This window comes from Actinopolyspora mortivallis, from assembly GCF_003001495.1.
Classification (GTDB): Bacteria; Actinomycetota; Actinomycetes; order Mycobacteriales; family Pseudonocardiaceae; genus Actinopolyspora; species Actinopolyspora mortivallis_A.
Genome location: NZ_PVSR01000007.1, coordinates 20,770 through 40,804 on the forward strand (window position 1 = coordinate 20,770; position 20,035 = coordinate 40,804).

General features: G+C 68.6%; 16 protein-coding genes. 12 read left to right on the forward strand and 4 right to left on the reverse strand.

All coding sequences use genetic code 11. The features are described from left to right. The first annotated feature begins 13 nt into the window (after positions 1-13). The 6 genes from CEP50_RS07215 (at position 14) to CEP50_RS07240 (ending at position 7,642) form a co-directional block, all read left to right on the forward strand. Positions 14-1,318, forward strand: coding sequence for an amino acid deaminase (locus CEP50_RS07215; RefSeq protein WP_106113158.1), 1,305 nt, complete (start codon positions 14-16; stop codon positions 1,316-1,318). A 148-nt stretch (positions 1,319-1,466) separates the two neighbouring features. Then, positions 1,467-2,603 (forward strand): lactonase family protein, encoded by a 1,137-nt coding sequence (locus CEP50_RS07220; protein ID WP_106113159.1) that lies wholly within the window; start codon positions 1,467-1,469, stop codon positions 2,601-2,603. 264 nt (positions 2,604-2,867) lie between these two features. Then, complete coding sequence (locus tag CEP50_RS07225) at positions 2,868-4,151, forward strand: extracellular solute-binding protein (RefSeq protein ID WP_106113160.1); 1,284 nt, start codon at positions 2,868-2,870, stop codon at positions 4,149-4,151. A 31-nt stretch (positions 4,152-4,182) separates the two neighbouring features. Then, positions 4,183-5,160, forward strand: coding sequence for a carbohydrate ABC transporter permease (locus tag CEP50_RS07230; protein ID WP_106113161.1), 978 nt, complete (start codon positions 4,183-4,185; stop codon positions 5,158-5,160). Continuing rightward, positions 5,157-6,053: a carbohydrate ABC transporter permease gene (locus tag CEP50_RS07235; RefSeq protein WP_106113162.1), complete on the forward strand. Its 897-nt coding sequence runs from the start codon at positions 5,157-5,159 to the stop codon at positions 6,051-6,053. The genes CEP50_RS07230 and CEP50_RS07235 overlap by 4 nt, the downstream gene beginning before the upstream one ends. After that, positions 6,050-7,642 carry a beta-N-acetylhexosaminidase gene (locus tag CEP50_RS07240; RefSeq protein ID WP_106113163.1) on the forward strand — a complete coding sequence of 531 codons (1,593 nt, stop codon included), beginning with the start codon at positions 6,050-6,052 and terminating at the stop codon, positions 7,640-7,642. Before CEP50_RS07235 ends, CEP50_RS07240 begins: the two co-directional genes overlap by 4 nt. A gap of 34 nt (positions 7,643-7,676) precedes the next feature. Here the strand turns inward: CEP50_RS07240 and CEP50_RS07245 are convergent, their stop codons facing one another. Both CEP50_RS07245 and uvrA read right to left on the reverse strand, forming a co-directional pair. Next, the gene (locus CEP50_RS07245; protein ID WP_106113164.1) at positions 7,677-8,786 is read right to left on the reverse strand and encodes a J domain-containing protein; all 1,110 of its coding nucleotides are present in this window, start codon (positions 8,784-8,786) and stop codon (positions 7,677-7,679) included. Between the two features lie 380 nt (positions 8,787-9,166). Next, positions 9,167-12,043 (reverse strand): excinuclease ABC subunit UvrA, encoded by a 2,877-nt coding sequence (gene uvrA / locus CEP50_RS07250; protein WP_106113165.1) that lies wholly within the window; start codon positions 12,041-12,043, stop codon positions 9,167-9,169. Between the two features lie 412 nt (positions 12,044-12,455). Between uvrA and CEP50_RS07255 the strand changes: the two genes are divergently transcribed. The 3 genes from CEP50_RS07255 to CEP50_RS07265 all read left to right on the forward strand — a co-directional run bounded on the left by CEP50_RS07255 (position 12,456) and on the right by CEP50_RS07265 (position 14,944). After that, entirely contained in the window at positions 12,456-13,220 is a 765-nt protein-coding gene (locus CEP50_RS07255; RefSeq protein WP_106113166.1) for a maleylpyruvate isomerase family mycothiol-dependent enzyme, read from the forward strand. A 35-nt stretch (positions 13,221-13,255) separates the two neighbouring features. Further along, positions 13,256-13,933: an MBL fold metallo-hydrolase gene (locus CEP50_RS07260; RefSeq protein WP_106113167.1), complete on the forward strand. Its 678-nt coding sequence runs from the start codon at positions 13,256-13,258 to the stop codon at positions 13,931-13,933. 153 nt (positions 13,934-14,086) lie between these two features. Then, a complete protein-coding gene (locus tag CEP50_RS07265) occupies positions 14,087-14,944 on the forward strand; it encodes an endonuclease/exonuclease/phosphatase family protein (protein WP_219905370.1) in 858 nt (285 codons plus the stop codon). 35 nt (positions 14,945-14,979) lie between these two features. On the opposite strand, the gene CEP50_RS07270 is transcribed toward CEP50_RS07265, so the two are convergent. Further along, on the reverse strand, positions 14,980-15,780 hold the full coding sequence (locus CEP50_RS07270; protein WP_146134757.1) for a hypothetical protein: 801 nt from the start codon (positions 15,778-15,780) through the stop codon (positions 14,980-14,982). A gap of 106 nt (positions 15,781-15,886) precedes the next feature. On the opposite strand from CEP50_RS07270, the gene CEP50_RS07275 reads away from it, so the two are divergent. After that, positions 15,887-17,614: a carbon starvation CstA family protein gene (locus CEP50_RS07275; protein WP_106113170.1), complete on the forward strand. Its 1,728-nt coding sequence runs from the start codon at positions 15,887-15,889 to the stop codon at positions 17,612-17,614. A 36-nt stretch (positions 17,615-17,650) separates the two neighbouring features. On the opposite strand, the gene CEP50_RS07280 is transcribed toward CEP50_RS07275, so the two are convergent. After that, complete coding sequence (locus CEP50_RS07280; protein WP_106113171.1) at positions 17,651-18,541, reverse strand: universal stress protein; 891 nt, start codon at positions 18,539-18,541, stop codon at positions 17,651-17,653. Positions 18,542-18,954: 413 nt separating this feature from the next. On the opposite strand from CEP50_RS07280, the gene CEP50_RS07285 reads away from it, so the two are divergent. Together CEP50_RS07285 and CEP50_RS07290 are read left to right on the forward strand one after the other, a co-directional pair. Beyond that, a complete protein-coding gene (locus tag CEP50_RS07285) occupies positions 18,955-19,479 on the forward strand; it encodes a hypothetical protein (protein WP_106113172.1) in 525 nt (174 codons plus the stop codon). A gap of 39 nt (positions 19,480-19,518) precedes the next feature. Then, on the forward strand, positions 19,519-19,950 hold the full coding sequence (locus CEP50_RS07290; RefSeq protein WP_106113173.1) for a gamma-glutamylcyclotransferase family protein: 432 nt from the start codon (positions 19,519-19,521) through the stop codon (positions 19,948-19,950). Positions 19,951-20,035 lie beyond the last annotated feature (85 nt).

Consider the following 20,035-nt stretch of genomic DNA (forward strand, 5'->3'; position numbering starts at 1 on the left):
AATTGGAGGGTCGGTGCGGGCGGCGACCATGAACCGCACGGCGGTACGCGAACTGCGACGGGAACGGATCGACTGGCGGTTCAAGGGAATGCCTCCCGAATCGTTCGGGAGCACGATCGAACAGTTCCTCGAGAAACGCCCGACTCTGCACACCAGCGGTTTCGTGGGACCGTTGCTGCTGCTCGACCGAGCGGCCCTGGACCACAACCTGCGGACGATGGCCGAGTGGTGCGCGCGCAACGGGGTGCTGCTGTGCCCGCACGGCAAGACGACCATGGCTCCCCAGCTCTTCCAACGCCAACTCGATCACGGCGCGTGGGGGCTGACCGCGGCGAACACGAGTCAACTACGGGTGTACCGGGCCTTCGGGGTCAGCCGTGTCCTGCTGGCCAACCAGCTGGTGGATCCGAGCGGACTGACCTGGGTCGCGGAGGAACTCGGCAGGGATCCGGAGTTCCGCTTCGGGTGTTGGGTGGACTCGCCGGAGAACGTGCGGATCATGACCGAGCATCTGTCCGCCGTGGAATGCCGCGTGCCGGTGGACGTGTTGGTCGAGGTCGGCGGCGCCGGCGGACGCACCGGAGTGCGCGGAGTCGAGCAGGCCCTGGAGGTCGCGCGAGCGGCCCGTGACAGCCCTCATCTGCGGCTGGTCGGCGTGAGCGGCTACGAGGGAGCACTCGCCCACGATCTCAGCGACAGCGGGCTCGCCGCGGTGGACCGCTACCTGAGCACGATGCGCGAAACGGTCGAACGGATCGCTCGGGCGGGGCTGTTCGACGAGACCGAGGAGATCGTCGTCACCGCCGGAGGAAGTTCCTACTTCGACCAGGTGGCCGAAGCGCTCACCGCCTCGTGGGGACTGGACAGACCCGTACTCGCCGTGCTCCGCAGTGGCTCCTACGTCACGCACGACCACGGTCTCTACCGGGCCATGTCCCCCTTCGGCCGTGCTCACCGTCTGGCCGGCCCCGAGGAACCGTTCCGTCCCGCGCTCCGGATACTGGCACAGGTGACCTCCCGTCCCGAACCCCAACTGGCTCTGCTGACCCTCGGCCGGCGGGACGCCTCCTTCGACCAGGACCTCCCACAGCCCCACCGACTGCGCACCGCCGAGGGCGAGTTCCCCCTGCGGGACTGTCGGGTGACCGAACTGGCCGACCAGCACGCCTTCGTGGCCCTGCCTGCCGACTCGGGTGTCGAGATCGGCCAGTGGATGGAGTGCGGGCTCTCCCATCCCTGCACGGTGTTCGACAAGTGGCCGCTCATCCCCGTCGTCGAGGACGACGAGGTCGTGGACCTGGTGCGCACCTTCTTCTGATCTCGATCCTGCCGTTCCGGCGGAGACGATTCGTCGAATTTTGGTCTAGTCCAGCTGGGCGACATACGGCACACTACCCCGCACGAGATCAACCGACACCGTGTCGCGCCCTGCACGGGCCGCACGCGGAGGACTCCGAGGAGGCCACGTGTCCCCTGCCGCCACTCGTCGTTTCTTCCTCTCCGCCCTCGGCAGCGCGGGAGTGCTCACCGCACTGGGCTCGTCCCCGGCCCACGCCCGGCAGGACGGACACCTGCGGGCCGCCTATCTCGGCAGTTTCGGATGGACCACCCCACCCGGAGAGGGGTTCGAGGTCGCCTGCCACGACACTCTCTCCGGAAGACTGACCCCGCGTCGGGCGGTTCCCGGGGTTCCCGACGCCTCCTGGCTGGCCTTCTCCCCGGACGGGCAGGTGCTCTACACGACCAACGAACTCGTGCCGAACGGCTCCGTCACGGCGTTGAGCCTCGTCGATCCCCACCATCCACGACCGCTCAACACCCGTTCCACCGAAGGAGCGGGCCCCACCCACCTGAGCGTGCACCCGACGGGACGTTTTCTGTTGACGGCCAACTACACCGACGGCACGGTGGTCGTCCACCGTCTCCGGCAGGACGGAGGCGTCGGGGAGCTCACCGACCTGGTCCAGCACACCTCGCCCGAACGTCCCCCCAGGGCTCACCAGGTGATCGTCGATCCGAGCGGTCGATGGGTCGTCGCCGTGGACCTCGGCGCCGACGCCGTCCACACCTACCGTCTGGACCTCTCGAGCGGAACACTGCACCACAACAGCCGACTCTCGGTGGCTTCCGGCAACGGCCCCAGACACCTGGCCTTCCATCCGAGTGGCCGACACGCCTATCTGGTCAACGAGCTGGCCAGCACGGTGACGGTACTGGACTGGCACGCCGCCACGGGGGTGTTCACCGCCGGTGCCACCCTCGACACCCGGCCGGAGGGAGCCACGGGGGAGAACTATCCCGCCGAGGTCGTGGTGGACCGGCCGGGACGTACCTGCTACGTCACCAACCGAGGGGATGACACGGTGGCCGTGTTCGCCCTTTCCGAACACGGTGCCCGCCTCCGTCTCGTGGACAGTGTTCCCACCGGGGGTGAGTGGCCGCGACACTGCACGTTGGATCCCGGACAACGCTGGATGTACGTGGCCAACCAGAACTCCGGCACCGTCACCCGCCTGGCCCGGAACACGGTGACCGGGGAGCTGGGAGCGCTGATCGACAGTGCCGAGGTCGCCGGAGCCGCCGTGCTGGCTTTCCAACCCTGAGGCAGGGGCCGAAAGCACGTCCTCGCGGAGCGCTCCGCCCACCCACCCGTACCGCCCGTGGTTCCGCGCCCCGGCACGGAACCACGGTCCCGTTGCCGCTTCTTCCGGGGAACTCCCGCTCCCGGAACGCCGCCGTAACTCTCACCGTTCCGGGCGCTCGCAGTCGCCACCGGTCTAGACCTTGTGTCCGTTCCACGCCCGGCCTAGCATCAAGCACATTGCACAGAACAGAACGAATGTTGCACTCCAAGCAACGGAGGTGTCATGCGGTTCTGGAAGACAGCAGCCGTGGTCGTGGCCGGGGCACTGCTGGCCGGTTGTGGCCCGCCACAGGTGGACCAGGGAGCGTCCGGAGAGGACAAAAGCACCGGGACCCTGCGCGTGTGGCTGTTCGACGAGGCCAACCGCGACCCCAAGGAAGACGTGGTGAACGCGGCGGTACGTGAGTTCGAGGGCGAGCACGAGGACGTCACCGTCGACGTGCGCTACATAGCCGTGGACACCCGCTCCGAACGGTTCACCGGAGCCTTCAACGACCCCTCCAGTGCCCCCGACGTGGCCGAGTTCGGCAACACCGACCTGGCCAGCTACGTCGCCGCGGGAGGACTGGCCGAACTCGACACCATGCTCGGGAACTGGCCGGCCGCGCAGGACCTCTCCGAGTCCGTGCTGGAGACGGCCCGCACGGACGGAAAGACCTACGGAGTTCCCTGGTTCACCGGAGTACGCGCCCTCTACTACCGCACGGACGTGTTCGAGGAACTCGACCTCGACCCCCCGCGCACTCTCGGCGAGATCGCCGAGAAGGCACGCCGTGTCCGGGCCGCACGGCCTGACATGTACGGCATCGCGACCGGGGGCAAGTACACCTACGCGATGATGCCGTTCATCTGGGCGCACGACGGCGAGCTCGCCCGCGGTGAGGGCGCGAGGTGGGAGTCGGCCGTCGACGAACCCGCCGCCCGTGCGGGAATAGAGGCCTACACCGAGCTGCTGGAGCCCAACGTCTGCCCGCCGGAGCAGTGCGCCCAGCTGACCGGCACGGAAAGCGTGCAGGCCTTCGCCGGAGGCAAGGCGGCGATGACCATCGGAGGAGACTTCAACCGGGCGGCCGTGGACGCGGGAGCGGCCGGCGACCACTACGACGTCGTTCCGCTGCCCGGCACCGAACCCGGTGAGATCGCCCCCGCCTTCGCGGGAGGGAACCTGCTGGGAGTGCTGCGTTCCTCGGACCGGTCCTCGCTGGCCGAGGAGTTCATCCGGGTACTGGCGGGAAAGAAGTACCAGCGTGAGATGTACGAGGCGATGGGATACCTGCCCACCTTCGAGGACGTGCAGAACCAGGTGTCCTCGGAGGACCCCACGGTGCGCCCCTTCGTCGAGACGCTGCAGGCGGGAACCAGGTTCGTTCCGGCCACACCCGCGTGGTCCGAGATCGACGCCCAGGAGATCCTGCCGACCATGGTGCAGCGCATCGTCACCGAGGGTGAACTCGACTCCGCCACGGCGGAAGCCGCCCGACGCATGAACGACACGTTCCGGGACTGAGAGCACCACGATTCGGAGACGAGTTCCGCCCATGACCGCCCAGTCGACCCTCGCCCCACAACGGGACGGCGCACCAGAACCCTCCGGGAGGTCCGTACGCCGTCGCCGTGCGCACCGTGGACAGGCGCGGATCGCCGCCCTGTACCTCGCCCCCGCCGGGATCGTACTGGTCTCGGTGATGGCCTACCCCCTCTACCAGCTCGTCCAGCTCTCGCTGTACGAGTACGGGCAGGCACAGGCCAGTGGGGGAGCTCCCCTGGAGTTCCTCGGCCTCGGGAACTACACCCGACTGCTGAACGACCCACGGTTCTGGATGGTGTTGCTCAACACCTGCGGATTCGCCGCGGTCTGCGTGGCGGGCAGCCTGGCCGTCGGAATCACCCTGGCCGTGTTGGCGAGCAGGGTCCGTCAGCTGCCGCGCGCCCTGCTGTTCCTGGCCGCGCTGGGGGCGTGGGCCACCCCCGCCGTGGCCGGGTCCACGGTCTGGCTGTTCCTGTTCGACCAGGACTTCGGACTGGTCAACGAGGTGCTCACCGGGATCGGCCTCACGGGGATGGAAGGGTTCTCCTGGACCTACGACCGGTTCGTCGCCTTCGCCCTGGTGGCGGGCGAAGTGATCTGGTGCTCCTTCCCCTTCGTCATGGTGACCATGTACGCGGGCATCAAGGCGATACCGGAGGAGATGGTCGAGGCGGCCTCGCTGGACGGGGCCTCCACCTGGCGTACGGCACGCAGCGTGCTGCTGCCGATGCTGCGTCCTCTGCTGGTCATCGCCACCATCCAGTCGATCATCTGGGACTTCAAGATATTCACCCAGATCTACGTGATGACCGACGGCGGTGGCGTGGCGGGACAGAACCTGGTGCTCAACGTCTACGCCTACCAGGAGGCCTTCGCCGGGTCCAACTACGGACTCGGCTCGGCCATCGGAGTGGTGATGACCGCCCTGTTGCTGCTGATCACGGTGATCTACCTGCGCGTGCAACGAGGAACCGGGGAAAACGCATGACGACCGCGACCCATACCGCCCCCACCACGGGCCGGAGAAGGAAACAACTGTTCAGGCGACCTGGACGGACCCTGGCCGAGATCACCACGGTGCTCGTGGCCGCGGTGGTGGCCTTCCCGCTCTACTGGATGCTGCTCACCGCGTTCAAACCGCGCGGACAGATCCAGTCCACCGATCCGCGTCCGTGGACGCTGTCGCCCACCCTGGAGAACTTCCGTCGGGTGTTCACCGTGAACGACTTCGGCCGCTACTTCCTGAACAGTCTCCTGGTGGCCGGAGTCGTGGTGGTGGTCTCCCTGGTGGTGTCCTTCCTGGCGGCGGTGGCCCTGACCAGGTTCCGTTTCCGCGGCAGAACGGTGCTGCTGGTGATGATCCTGACCGCGCAGATGGTTCCGGTCGAGGCACTGACCATCCCGCTGTTCTTCCTGATGCGCTCCGTGGGATCGGTGGCCCCCTGGTTCGGGCTGAACCACCTGGGGTCACTGGTGCTGGTGCACCTGGCCTTCAGCCTTCCGTTCGCGATCTGGATGTTGCGCGGGTTCGTCGCGGCCGTGCCGGCCGAACTCGAGGAGGCCGCGACCCTGGACGGTGCGAGCAGGTTCCGGTTCACCTGGCAGGTGCTCTTCCCGTTGGTCGCTCCGGGACTCGTGGCGATGAGCGTGCTGTCGTTCATCCACGCCTGGAACGACTTCCTGTTCGCCAAGACCTTCATCATCTCGGCCACCGAGAACCAGACCCTGCCGTTGGCCGTCCTCGTGTTCTTCAAACCCACCGGCAACGACTGGGGGGCGATCATGGCCGGTTCCACGTTGATGACGATTCCGGTGCTGGTCTTCTTCGTCCTGGTCCAACGTCACCTGGTGTCCGGAATAGCCGGGGCGGTGAAGGAATGAGCGCCCCCGTCACCGCACTGGACTCGGTCGTCCCGCGTCCGGCGCACATCCGAGCGAGGTCCGGGGTGTTCACCCTGCGGGAGGAAACGACGCTGTCCGGAGAGCCTCGAACGGTGGGGTGGTTCCGGGACACCGTGGGGCGCGCCACCGGACTTCCCCTCCGCGAGGCGGCGGAAGGAGACATCGTCTTCCGCCTCGCTCCGGAGCGCGTGCCCCACCGGGAGGGGTACCGGATGGAGATCTCCGCAGCGGGGATCGAGGTGCTGGCCCACGACCCGGCGGGTGCCCATCACGCGGCACAGACGGTGCGACAGCTGCTCGGCCCCCCGGCCTGGCGCCGCTCCCCCGTCGGTGCCGGCCCGTGGCGGATTCCCTGTGGGGAGATCGCCGACGCCCCCCGCTTTCCGTGGCGGGGCTGTCATCTGGACCTGGCCCGCCACTTCCTGCCCAAACGCGAAATCCTCCGTTTCGTCGAGCTTCTCTCCGCGCACAAGCTCAACGTGCTGCACCTGCACCTCACCGACGACCAGGGGTGGCGCATCGAGGTACCGGGACTGCCCCGGCTGACGGAGGTCGGGGCCTGGCGGAAGGGGTCCCAGCTCGGAGCGGGGCCACGAGCCGGGCACCTGTCCCGCCCGCACGGGGGGTACTACACCACCGCGGATCTCCTCGAGATCGTCTCCTACGCGGCCGAACACCACGTCACCGTGGTGCCGGAGGTGGACGTGCCCGGCCACTGTCAGGCCGCCCTGGCCTCCTACCCGTGGCTGGGGACCGACCCGGACAGGCAACTGGACGTCTGGACGTCCTGGGGGGTCAGTGAGCACGTGCTCAACGCGGAGGAAACCACCGTGGACTTCTTCAAACGCGTGTTCGACCACGTGCTCGCGACGTTTCCGGGCGAGGTCATCTGTGTCGGCGGGGACGAGGTCCCCACCACCGAGTGGGAGAACAGCCGGAGGTGCGTGACCCGGAGCCGCGCGTTGGGACTGTCCGCACCGGCGCGCCTGCACGGGTGGTTCCTCCGACGGATGATCGACCACCTGCACGGGCGGGGGCGGCGAGCACTGGGCTGGGACGAGATCCTCGATGCCGGCGAGGAGCCTCCCGCCGGCAGCATCGTCGCCTCCTGGCGCGGCGAAGACGGTGGCGTCCGGGCCGCCACGGCCGGCTACGACACGGTCATGTGCCCCGAACAGGCGGTGTACCTGGACCACCGGCAGTCCGACGACCCCCGGGAACCGGTTCCGGTGGGTTTTCTCAGCACTCTCGAGGACGTCTACTCCTACGAACCCGTTCCACGGGGGGTTCCCGCTGAGAACGCCCACCGTGTTCTCGGCACCCAGGCCCAGGTGTGGACCGAGCACCTGGATACACCGTCCAGAGTGGATTACGCGGCTTTTCCGCGCCTGTGCGCGCTCGCGGAGGTGGCCTGGTCCGAACCGGCCCGGAGGGAGTTCGCGCGTTTCCACCAGCGACTGAGCAGGTATCATCTGCCCCGACTGGAGGCCTTCGGTGTCGAGTTCCGTCCCCTGGGGGGACCCCACCCGTGGCAGACCCGGCCGGACGTACCCGGCAACCCTCGGTGAACTCCCCTCCGGCGGCACCGTCCGGAACGGACGCTCAGGGGATCACCCTGGACAACACCGCACGGAAGGCGTCCCGGTGCACACTGGCCGGGTCCGCGGCCAGGTACCCGCCCACCTCGGTCACGAACCCCGTGGGAGTCATCGGCGGCGCGGGAACGGTTCCCGGCGCCTCACTGGCGGTGATCTCCCCCGCACGGCTGGGGTACAGCACCAGTGCCCCCACCACCTCGATGTCCTCCAGCAACTCACGGTAGGCGGCGATCCCCTCGGGAAGCCGGGTTCCTCCCCCGCGGAAAACGCTCCCGTTCCGGCGCAGCGTGCCGTCGGCGTCGACCGTGTAGTGCCCCGGAAGCCACATCTTGGACTCGATGAGCACCAGTCTCCTGCCGCAGAGCACCGCGTGGTCGATATCGGCGAACACCGAACCGGGCCAGGACAGCCCGTGGAATATCTTGACTCCCGGTAACCGGGTCAGGTACTTGTCCAGCAGTTCCGCGGTCAGCCTCTCCCCGTGTTCTCCCCGCACCCCGGCCGGTTCCCCGAAGACGGTGCACCGTCCGAACTCCGTGATGAACGCGCGGTCCTCGGCCGCGGCCGGCAGGTACTCGGGTCCGTAGCGGTAGGCCCCGGCCACCACGATCGCCGGCATCAGCCACAGCACCAGCAGCACCGGCCAGACCTCGCTGACCAACACCACCGGCAACAGCAGTGCCCACCCTCCGACCACACTCGCCGTCACCCCTCCCCGGTAGGAGGCGCGCGGGATGTAGCGCACCGGTTGTTTCGGGTTCACCGCGTGCCACCACGGCAACCGGTCCACATCGACCTCCGGGGTGGGAGGCACGAAGTGCGGATCGGCCCCGAAGTCCCTGCGGGTGCGGCGTGTGAAACCTCGTCGACGAAAAGCCGCGGAGCCGCCCGCCGGTTCCCGTGCTCGCCCGTCCAGTTCCCCGCGGTCGTAGGCTGCACGACGGTCCGGATCGCTGAGCGTCTCGTAGGCTTCCTGGAGATTCCGGAAAGTACCGGCGGTCCCGCCGGCGTCGGGATGCATGACACGAGCAAGCGACCGGTAGGCCGACTTGATCTCCGCCGCCGACGCGTCCCGAGCCACTCCGAGAAGCTCGTAGTAGTCGACCCCGCTCACGCTACGCGTCCACCTTCCGTTCCGGCACCGTGACGATACGGGGCGCCGTCTCGTCGCGGACTCGGCGCCCAGCCGATCATCGGGCAGAAAACACGTATCATCCGTCCGGGAGTACCGGACTGTCGGGTGGCGACAGCGTACACAGTGTCCGGAGCCCACAACGAGACTCCATCGTGGTGATCAACGCCCGGAAGAATCGGACGTTCCTCGTCGAGGACGGACTCGGAACCGCCCGCCACGGGGAGAACGACACCGGCGTTTCCATCACCCCTCCGGGAGGAACCGGGACTGTTCGAAACTCCCGGTGCCGGCCCGGGGACTCGGTTCCGCCCCGGGCCGGCACCTCCGAGGAGTGCCCGTCCGTGCTCGGCGAGCGGACCTCAACGGGTGATCGCCCCGTGTTCCTCCAACACCGGGGCCAGGTACCGGCCGGTGTGGCTGCTCTCCACGCGGCACACCTGTTCGGGCGTGCCCTGGGCGACGAGGGTCCCCCCGCCGTCACCGCCCTCCGGGCCCAGGTCCAGCAGCCAGTCGGCCATCTTGATGACGTCGAGGTTGTGCTCGATGACGATCACGGTGTTGCCCTTGTCGACCAGCCCGTTGATCACACCCAGCAGCTTCCGGATGTCCTCGAAGTGCAGTCCCGTGGTCGGCTCGTCCAGGATGTAGATGGTCTGGCCGGTGGAACGTTTCTGCAGTTCGCTGGCGAGTTTGACCCGCTGGGCCTCACCGCCGGACAGGGTCGGCGCGGGTTGCCCCAGACGCACGTAGCCCAGCCCCACGTCGACCAGCGTCCTGAGGTGACGATGGATCGCGGTGATCGGCTCGAAGAACTCGGCCGCCTCCTCGATCGGCATGTCCAGCACCTCGGCGATGGTCTTGCCCTTGTAGTGGACCTCGAGGGTCTCCCGGTTGTACCGGGCTCCCTTGCACACCTCGCAGGGCACGTACACGTCGGGCAGGAAGTTCATCTCGATCTTCAGGGTGCCGTCACCGGCACAGGCCTCACAGCGACCTCCCTTGAGGTTGAACGAGAACCGCCCCGGCTGGTATCCGCGCACCTTGGCTTCGTTGGTGGCGGCGAACAGTTTGCGGATGCGGTCGAAAACCCCGGTGTAGGTGGCCGGGTTGGAACGCGGTGTACGCCCGATCGGGGACTGGTCCACCTGGACGAGCTTGTCCACCTGCTCCAGCCCCCGGAGCCTCTTGTGCCGCCCGGGAACCGTGCGCGCCCCGTTCACCTTGTTCGCCAACGAGGAGGCCAGCACATCGTTGACCAGGGTGGACTTGCCCGACCCCGAAACACCGGTCACCCCGATCAGACAGCCCAGCGGAAAGGAGACGTCGATCTCACGCAGGTTGTTCTCCCGTGCGCCCACCACGGTCAACTGACGCTTCGGATCACGGGGGCGCCGAGCGGCGGGAAGCTCGATGCGCCTGCGTCGGGACAGGTAGTCGCCGGTCAACGAGTCCTCGTTGTCCAGCAGCTCCCGCACGGGACCCGCGTGCACCACGCGACCGCCGTGCTCCCCCGCCCCGGGACCGATGTCGACCACCCAGTCCGCGCTGCGTACCGTGTCCTCGTCGTGCTCGACGACGATCAGGGTGTTCCCCAGGTCGCGCAGTCGGTTCAGGGTACCCAGCAGCCGGTGGTTGTCCCGCTGGTGCAACCCGATCGACGGCTCGTCCAGCACGTACAGCACTCCCACCAGACCGGAGCCGATCTGGGTGGCCAGCCGGATACGCTGTGCCTCTCCCCCGGAGAGGGTGCCCGCGGGGCGGTCCAGCGACAGGTAGTCCAGCCCGACGTCGAGCAGGAAACCGAGTCTGGCCTGCACCTCCTTGAGTACCCGGCCGGCGATCATGCGCTCGCGCTCGTCGAGCACCAGACCTTCGAGGAACGTCGAGCAGTCCCGCACGCTCAGCGCGCTGACCTCGGCGATCGACTTCTCACCGAGCTCGGAGTTCTCCACGGTCACGGCGAGGATCTCCGGCTTGAGCCTGCTGCCCGCGCAGGAGGGGCACGGCACGTCGCGCATGTACCCCTCGTACTTCTCCCTGGCGTAGTCCGACTCGGTCTGCTCCAGCCTGCGCTCCAGGAAGGGAATGACGCCCTCGTAGGCGGCGTAGTACGAACGCTGCCTGCCGTAACGGTTCCGGTAGCGCATGTGCACCTGGTCGTTGGTGCCGTGCAGTACCGCCTTCTTCACCTTGGTGGACAGTCGCTTCCAGGGGGTGTCCATGCGGAACCCGAGGGATTCGGACAGCGCGGTCAGCATTCTGGTGAAGTACTCGGCGGTGTTCCCGCCGTTCCACGGGGCGATCGCCCCCTCGGACAACGAGAGGTCCTCGTCGGGGACGATCAGCTCCGGATCCACCTCCTTGCGGATCCCCAGTCCCGCACACTCCGGGCACGCGCCGTAGGGGGAGTTGAACGAGAAGGCCCTGGGTTCCAGCTCCTCCACCCCGAAGGGGTGCCCGTTGGGGCAGGCGAAGTTCTCCGAGAACTTGCGTTCCCGCTGGCCCTGCTGCTCGTCGACGTCGACGAACTCCAGCACGACCAGCCCGTCCGCCAGTCGCAGCGCCGTCTCGACGGAGTCGGTCAGCCGTTGCTTGGCGCTCGGTTTCACCGTGAGCCGGTCCACGACCACGGCTATGTCGTGCTTCTCCTGTTTCTTCAACGTGGGAGGGCTCTCCAGCGGGTAGACCTCCCCGTCCACGCGCACACGCGCGTAGCCCTGGGTCTGGAGCTGCTCGAACAGATCCACGTACTCGCCCTTGCGGCCCCGCACCACCGGAGCCAGCACCTGGAACCGGGTGCGTTCCGGCATCTCCAGCACCTGGTCCACGATCTGCTGCGGGGTCTGCTTGCTGATGGCCTCCCCGCATTCGGGGCAGTGGGGCCGTCCCGCTCGGGAGAACAGCAGACGCAGGTAGTCGTGCACCTCGGTGATGGTGCCCACCGTCGACCGGGGGTTCCTGCTCGTCGACTTCTGGTCGATCGACACCGCCGGGGAAAGACCCTCGATGAAGTCCACGTCCGGCTTGTCCATCTGCCCCAGGAACTGTCTGGCGTAGGCCGACAGCGACTCGACGTAGCGGCGCTGCCCCTCGGCGAAGATCGTGTCGAAGGCCAGGCTCGACTTGCCCGACCCGGACAGGCCCGTGAAGGCGATGAGGCTGTCCCGCGGAAGATCGAGATCTATTCCGCTCAGGTTGTGCTCCCGCGCGCCGCGAACGACTAGCCGGTCAGCCACTCGGAAATCCCTTCGCACAGTGCGTGGTCAATGCGGATGCACACGTGGCGCCCGGTCGCCGTAGGCCACCGAGGCCGTTTCCCGTATCCCGCTTGACCAGGCGAGCGGTCGTGCGGCGGGAACCGGGCACGGCACCCCATGCTAGGGCAGGGGGCCGACAGACGGTCCGGCACGAGCGGTCACCGGGAAGCGGAAGGAGGTCCCTCGGTCAACGCCCTCCCCGGAACGGGAATTCCGGTGCGGCGGTCCCCACCCGGACGTCGCGCTCACCTCACGACGGTACACGCACACCCTACCGCCGAGGCCGTGACCGGACTTACCCTCGACCGCACCGAGTGCGCACCCAAAAACCGACAGTACTCGACGCTCACTCGGGCCAGCGAGCTCGCACCATCCCCTCGGAAGGAGGAACATGGTCGATCTCGAGTTCCGTTCGGGAGACGGACGAGGCACCGTCGAGCCGATCGGGACGAACCGGCTCATCGCGGCGGTCCAGGGGGCCACGAGCACTCTGCTCAGCACGGTCGAGGCCATGGACGAGGTCACCGTGCACGCCCCCAGCCTGCTTCCCGGCTGGAAACGGGCCCACGTGATCACCCATCTCGCCCGCCACGCGGACGGCTGCGTGAACCTGCTCACCTGGGCGCACACCGGTGTCGAACACCCCATGTACCCCAGCGCCGAGGACCGGGACGCCGACATCGCGGAAGGTGCCCACCGCAGCCACCGGCTGCTGTTCGAGGACCTGGCCGCCTCGGCCGGACGCTTCTTCGAAGCCGCCCGGGGGCTGCATGCCCAGGACTGGCACACCGAGGTGGTGATTTCGCCCGGCAAACCGGTTCCCGCCTACGAGGTGCTGCGCAGACGCCTGCTCGAGGTACGGGTGCATCTGGTCGACCTCGACTACGGACCGGGTTTCGCGGACATCCCCCGGGGGGACCTCGAAACCCTGCTCAACGACACCGTGCGCCAGCTCGTCGGCAGACCGGACGTACCGCCGTTGTCGATGACGATCGAGTTCGACGACGGAAGCAGTACCGTCTGGGAACTGGGCGAGGCGCGGAACGAGCGCCACAGGGTCCGTGGCAGGGCAGACAGGGTCCTGGGATGGCTGCTGGGACGCACCGGCCCGGACGAACTCACCGGTTCACCGCCCACGATGCCGCCGTGGCTGTGAGCCCTTCCGCCCCGGTGGTCGTTAGGCTCGGCGGTGTGGAGATCCAGGAACACTACACCGGACACGTACAGCCCGGCGGGGCCGCCGCCCGCAGGCGGCTCGACGCGTTGACCGTCACCAAGGTCTCCGTGGGACCGATGGACAACAACGCGTACCTGCTCACGTGCAGAAACACCGGGGACGCGCTGTTGGTCGACGCGGCCAACGACCCCGAACGCCTGGCCGACCTGCTCGGCCACGACGAGGACCGCCCACGCCTGCGGACCATCGTGACCACCCACCAGCACCCGGACCACTGGCAGGCGCTCGGATCCCTGGCGGGACAGACCGGCTCCTACACCGTGGCCCATCCCGCCGACGCGCAGCCACTGCCGGTGCCCCCGGACCACGAGGTCGAGCACGGGGACACCGTGACGGTGGGGGACTGCTCCCTGGAGGTCATCCATCTGCGTGGCCACACTCCCGGCTCGATCGCGCTGCTCTACCGCGACCCCAGCGGGCATCCCCACCTCTTCACCGGTGACTCCCTGTTCCCCGGGGGCGTGGGCAAGACCAACTCCCCGGAGGACTTCCGGTCGTTGATCGACGACGTGGAGAACCGGGTGTTCGCGGTCCTGCCCGACGAGACCTGGTTCTACCCGGGGCACGGGGACGACTCCACCCTCGGTGCCGAACGGCCCAAACTGGCCGAGTGGCGCGAGCGCGGCTGGTGACCGCCCCCCGGGGGCACCGAGACAGAACCCGCCGAAGAACCGTGCGCGGCCCCGTTCCGTGAACGAACGCTCCGGTGGGGCCCGTGAGACGACACGGGACCCACCGGAGCGGAAATCGCTCCCACAGCCCGTGGGTCCTGCGAGACTGCACCGGTGGTTGCGGCGCTCGTGATACTGCTCGGCTCCCTGCTGACGGCCCATTCGGTCCCGTGTCCGCACCCCGACGCTCCCCGTTCCCCGTCCCGGGCGGAGCTCCGCGTGGTGCAGTACAACATCCGTTCCGGCCGGGGCCTCGACGGACGGGCCGACCTGGAACGCACCGCCCGAACCCTCGAGGCCCTGCGTCCCGACGTGGTCGGGCTGCAGGAGGTGGACGTGCACTGGTCGGCGCGCAGCTCCTGGCGTGACCAGATCGCCGCGCTGGCCGAGCGGCTGTCGATGCGGGCGTTCTTCGCTCCCGTGTACACCCTTCCTCCTCCGGAACCGGGTTCCCCACCCCGCCGGTTCGGGACGGCGGTGCTGAGCACCCTGCCGATCGTCGAAACGACCAACCACCGCATGACCCGGGTGAGCTCCCTCCACCCGGAACGCCCCCCTCGGCGGCGGCCCGGATCCGCCGAAGTCGTCCTCGACCTGGAGGGCACCCGCCTGCACGCCTACTCCGCCCATCTGGACCACCGGCCCGACCCCCGGATACGGCGCAGACAGGTCCGGGAAGCGCTCGGCACCCTCGCCGCGGACCCCGCCGGGGAACCGACGGTGCTGTTCGGGGACCTGAACGCACCGGCTCGCGCTCCGGAGCTGGCGCCGCTGTGGAGACGCCTGCGGACGACGGAGTCTCCCCCGGGAAGGCCCACCTACCCGACGCGCGACCCCCGTGTCCGCATCGACCACATCGCCGTGTCACCGGAGGTCACGGTCTCGTGTTCGGCGACCCCGTGGAGTGGGGCCTCCGACCACCTTCCGGTGCTCGCTGGCCTTTCCGTTCCGTCAGGAGAACACGGAGAGTAAAACACGTTCCCCGGCTCTCCGGAGCCAAGGGCACTTCAGCCCCCGCGTTCGGCACGTGCGATGCCGTCGCGGCAGGCTCTGGCGATCCGACGCTCACGTCGCAACCGCTCCAGCAGTCCCAGTGGCGTGAGTCGTCTGGTCGGGTTCCCCTCACGGCTTCGCACCACGAACCCGTCGGCACGGCAGTCACCGAACAGTCGCCAGCTCTCCCACCGTTCGAAGTCGGGAGCGGTGTAGTCGTGGCCGAAGAGCGTCCCCGTGTCGAAGCACGGGAGTTCCGCCCCGTCCAGGGCGGTGCAGGACACCCGCTCGGAGCTCGCACCGTGGAGGGTCACGTTCCGTATTCGCACCCCGGCGGACCCGGCGCGGAGCAGCAGGGCGTGCTCCACCGGAGCGGAACGGGGCGGTTGTTCCAGCACCTCGTCCACCCCGGTCAGTTCCAGCAGCAACCGCGGTGTCCACCACCAGTTCTCCCTGCGGTCCAGCACGCTGTCGGCGAGCACCCGGCTGGGTGGGTACTTGACCAGCTCCTGGTCGAGCAGCTCGTCGAGGAACACCTGCCCGGAACGGTCCTCGGTGAGCGCCACCGTGCCGTACGCGACGAGACCTCCGGCCGTGCCTCCTCCGAGGGACCGTCGGTCCGTGACGGCCGCACCGACCCGTCCGGCGGCGGCGATCTCCCGGGCCAGCCCCAGGTGGCAGTACGGCAGGGCCACACAGGGGGTGCCCGACCTCAGCAGCGGGGTCACGGCGATCCCGTTCGGACACCCGTTCGCGTCCACCCAGCACAGCTCCGCCGTCCACGCCCTCCGCCAGGTCGACCGGAACTCCCGCACCGACACACATCCTTCCACTCTGGTGTGTCCCCCGAATGGGAGATAGTCTCCGCCAGTGGCTTGTACCACGCCGTCGGAGAACACGGCCACGCCGGAGGAGTGAGACATGCCCGCGATCGTCCCGGCACTGGTCGTCCTGGGTCTCTTCGCCCTGGGCTACCGTTACTACTCGTCCTATCTGGCCCGGCGTGTGTACGCTCTGGACTCCGCGTTCGTCACCCCCGCCCACAGCCGACACGACGGTGTCGACTTCGTGCCGACCAACAAGCACGTGCTGTTCGGTCACCACTTCACCTCCGTGGCGGGCGCGGCTCCCATCGTCGGGCCCGCGATAGCGGTGTTCTGGGGATGGGGACCCGCGTTGCTGTGGATCACCCTGGGAACGATCCTGGCCGCCGGGGTGCACGACATGGGGTCGCTGGTGGTCTCGGTCCGGCACCGGGCCCAGAGCATCGGGGTCGTGGCCAGGGACGTGATCGGGCGGAGAGCCAGGACGCTGTTCCTGCTGATCATATTCTTCCTGCTCACCCTGGTGAACGCCGTGTTCGCCGTGGTCATCGCCAACCTGTTCGTGGCCAACCCGGCGGCGGTGCTGCCGGTGCTGTTGCAGATCCCCCTGGCCATCGGGATCGGCCAGTACGTCTACCGCACCCGTTCCTCGGCCTTCCTGCCCTCGGTGGTCGGGGTGATCGTGCTCTACCTGACGATCCTGCTCGGGACCCGTTTGCCCATCACGGTGGAACCGCTGGCCGAGTTCCTCGACGTGGGGCAGCGCACCCTGTGGGTCGTCCTCCTGTTCGCCTACACCTTCGTCGCCTCCCGGCTTCCGGTGTGGCTGCTGTTGCAGCCGCGGGACTACATCAACTCGCACCAACTGTTCATCGGACTCGGGGTCATCCTGCTGGGAATCCTCGTCGGTTTCGACAGGATGGCCGCCCCGCTCGTCAACGACGTGCCGGACAGCGCGCCCAGCTGGTTCCCCTTCCTGTTCGTGACCATCGCCTGCGGAGCCGTCTCCGGATTCCACAGTCTGGTCTGCTCGGGCACCTCGTCGAAACAGCTGCACCGCGAGACCGACGCCCGCTACATCGGGTACCTGGGAGCCCTCAGCGAGGGAACCCTGGCCGTGGCCGCCGTGCTCGCCGTGACAGCCGGGGCCGTCGGCTCCACGGCGGAGTGGAACGAGCTCTACGCGAGCTTCGCGAAGGCCTCCGACGGAGCGACGCAGAACTTCGTGGAGGGCGTGGCCGGATTCGCGAACAACCTCGGACTGCCCGTCAGCATCGGAGTCGTGTTCGCGACCATCGTGGTGATCAGCTTCGCCGCCACGACCATGGACACCGGGGTTCGACTCCAGCGTTACGTCGTCCAAGAGATCGGGGAGATAACCCGCGTCTCGGTCCTGTCCAGGAACATGACCGTGGCCACCTCGGTGGCCGTGGCCGTTCCGCTTGCCATGGCCCTGCTTCCCGGAGGAGGGGAGAAGGGCTACACCTTCGGTGTCCTCTGGCAGCTGTTCGGCACCACCAACCAGCTCACGGCCGGGCTGGCCCTGGCGGTGGTGGCGGTCTGGGTGACCAAGAACGGGCGCAATCCGCTGGTGGTGCTGTTCCCCCTGCTGTTCCTGCTGGTGATGACGACCTGGGCGTTGGTGCTGAACCTGGTGGACTTCCTCGCACAGGGCCAGTGGGTGCTCGCCCCACTGGACACCGTCATCTTCCTGTTGGCGGTGTGGTTGATCGTCGAAGCGGCCGTGGCGCTGCGTCGTGCCGCCCGGGGGCGAACCCAGCCCGGTGACACGGAACCCACCACACCCCGGGACCCCGTTTCCTGAGGCCGAAAAACAGGCGCCCGCCCCGGCGGGCGCGTCTCACCGCGCCACCACGACCGGGCAGGGCGAGTGGTGCAGCAGGGTTTGGCTGGTCGAACCCAGCAACAGCCCGGCCAGCCCGCCCCTCCCCCGGGCACCGACGACCAGCAGCCGGGCGTTCCGGGCCTGCTCCAGCAGCAGCCGCGCGGGCTTGCCGTAGACGACGAGTTCGTGCACCACCACGTCCGGGTAGTCGGCCCGCCACCCGGCCAGCACCTCGGACATCAGCCGTTCCTCGTCGGCCCGCACCGACTCCCAGGTCCGTTCGGCCTGCTCCCTGGTCCACAGTTCCCCCACCACCAGGTCGTGCCAGGCGTGCACGGCCGTCAACGACGCCGATCTCGACGAAGCCGCCTCGAACGCCCACCTCAGCGCGGGCTCACCCGCTCTGGAGCCGTCCACACCGACCACAACGGGTCGGTCCACGGCTTCGGCCCCCTCGTCGGGTTCCCGGATCACCGCCACCGGGGTCTGACCGTGCTGGCACAACGCGATCGCCACCGAGCCCAGTATCACCCCGCTGAAGCTGCCCAGCCCCCTGCTGCCGACGACCACGAGCCGTGCCGTACTGGACTCGTCCAGCAGCACCGTGCGGGCCGAACCGGTGCGGATCCCCGTTTCCACCTCGACCTCGGGGGCCTCCGCCGCCGCGATCTCCTCGGCGCTGCGCAGCCAGTCCCGGATGAACTCCCGGGCGGTCTCGTTGGCCGACTCCGGGGCGGAGGTCCCCAGCGTGTCCGGGACGTAACTCAGCGCGGAGACATCGGCGTGCACCACACGCAGCGGAGCCGCGCGGTAGGAGGCCTCACGGGCCGCCCAACGCACGGCCTCGAACGAGGTGGGCGAGCCGTCCAGCCCCACCAGAACCGGCCTGGTCGTCGAGTTCGACATCTGCTGACTCCGGGATTCTCGGGTGCCCCGACGAGATGCTCGTTGGCAGGAAGGTTCCCGCGCGCACCGGAGACGAAACACCACCCCACCCCGGAGCTCGCCCGAGGAGGCCGGGCAGCGCCCGGAGCGGGGGTCGGAAACACCGCAACGGTTTTCGCCCCTGTTCCTGGCCCCGGTGGGTGTGCGATCATCGCGCTTATCACACGGACAGAGGTTGTGCCGGAACAACCCCGGCCGGTAAGCGCCGGTTCCGACAGTGAACAATACGGATGAGGACACGCGTCGCCGGCGCCCGTGAACACCGTGTCCCTCGGTCGCGACACGGACGGCCTCGGTGTCGAGGCGGCTGCGGCGGTTCGGCAGCGTGTGGCCTTTCGGCGGCGGGCTACGATGCCGACAAGGGAAGGACCGAGGTGGACACCGAGATCGCGCAGACCGACGACCTTCGGCTCGTCGCGCTGCAGAGCGCCGTGAACTGCACCGACATGTTCGTCCGTTTCACGCTGAGCGAATGGTCACTGCGCCCCATGTCGGAGGAGGCCGCGCAGGCGGCGACCCACTTGGTTTCCGTGGTCGTCAACCACTCCGACGCCCAGGCTCCCGGCTTCGTCTCCGTCCGGCTGCGGATCCACGGCAACAACCTGGTCATCGAAGTGGAGGACGAGGCGGGAGTGCTGCCCGGCACGATCCCCGAGGATCCCGCCGGCACCCGGGTGGAGGTGTTCCCCTCCGGAAGGGGCCGGATCGCACGGTGCGAGCTGGAACTTCCGCGTGGGATGCGTGCCTCCGACGTGCCGCTTCCCCGTCGTGATCCGAAACGGACGAGTTCCTCCGAACAACGGAGCGAACCGGACTCGGAGGACTTCGACCCGCAGGTCATGGAACGACTGCTGTCGAGTCTCAGCAAACGGGGCGGTCAGCGACCCTCGCACGAGTGAGCCGGCACGACTCTCGGCGACCCGACGTGGTGGTGACCAGTGACGGTGGGTGACGACCCGCTTGTCCCAGATGATCCCGAAGCTCCGCACGAGGACCGGCTCACCAGGATCGCCGTGTATGGCACGCTGCGCAGCGACTCCTCCGCCGCCGACCTGCTGCGGCCGCTGGTCGGTGCGCGGGAGCGGGACGTCCTGTTGCCGGGAGTGCTGTACGACACGGGACACGGTTATCCGGCCCTGGTGCTCGACGCTTCCCGCCACGGCCGGCCCCCGGGACGGGGAGTGCCCGCCGAGGTGTACCGGCTGCACGACCCCGCGACGGCGTTGCCGATCCTGGACGACTACGAGGGCCCGGAGTACGAACGCCGCGTCCTGCGGCTCGCCCCCGACCGTCCGTGCTGGGTCTACCTGTGGCGTGCTCCCGTGACCGGGATGACCGAGCTGCCCGGGGGTTGGCCCACGACACGGTGAGTCTCGCCCGGCGCACGAGCGGACCTTCCGACCGGTGTCCACCACCGACCGTGGCCCGGGTGTTCCGGTACGGCGGAACGGGTAC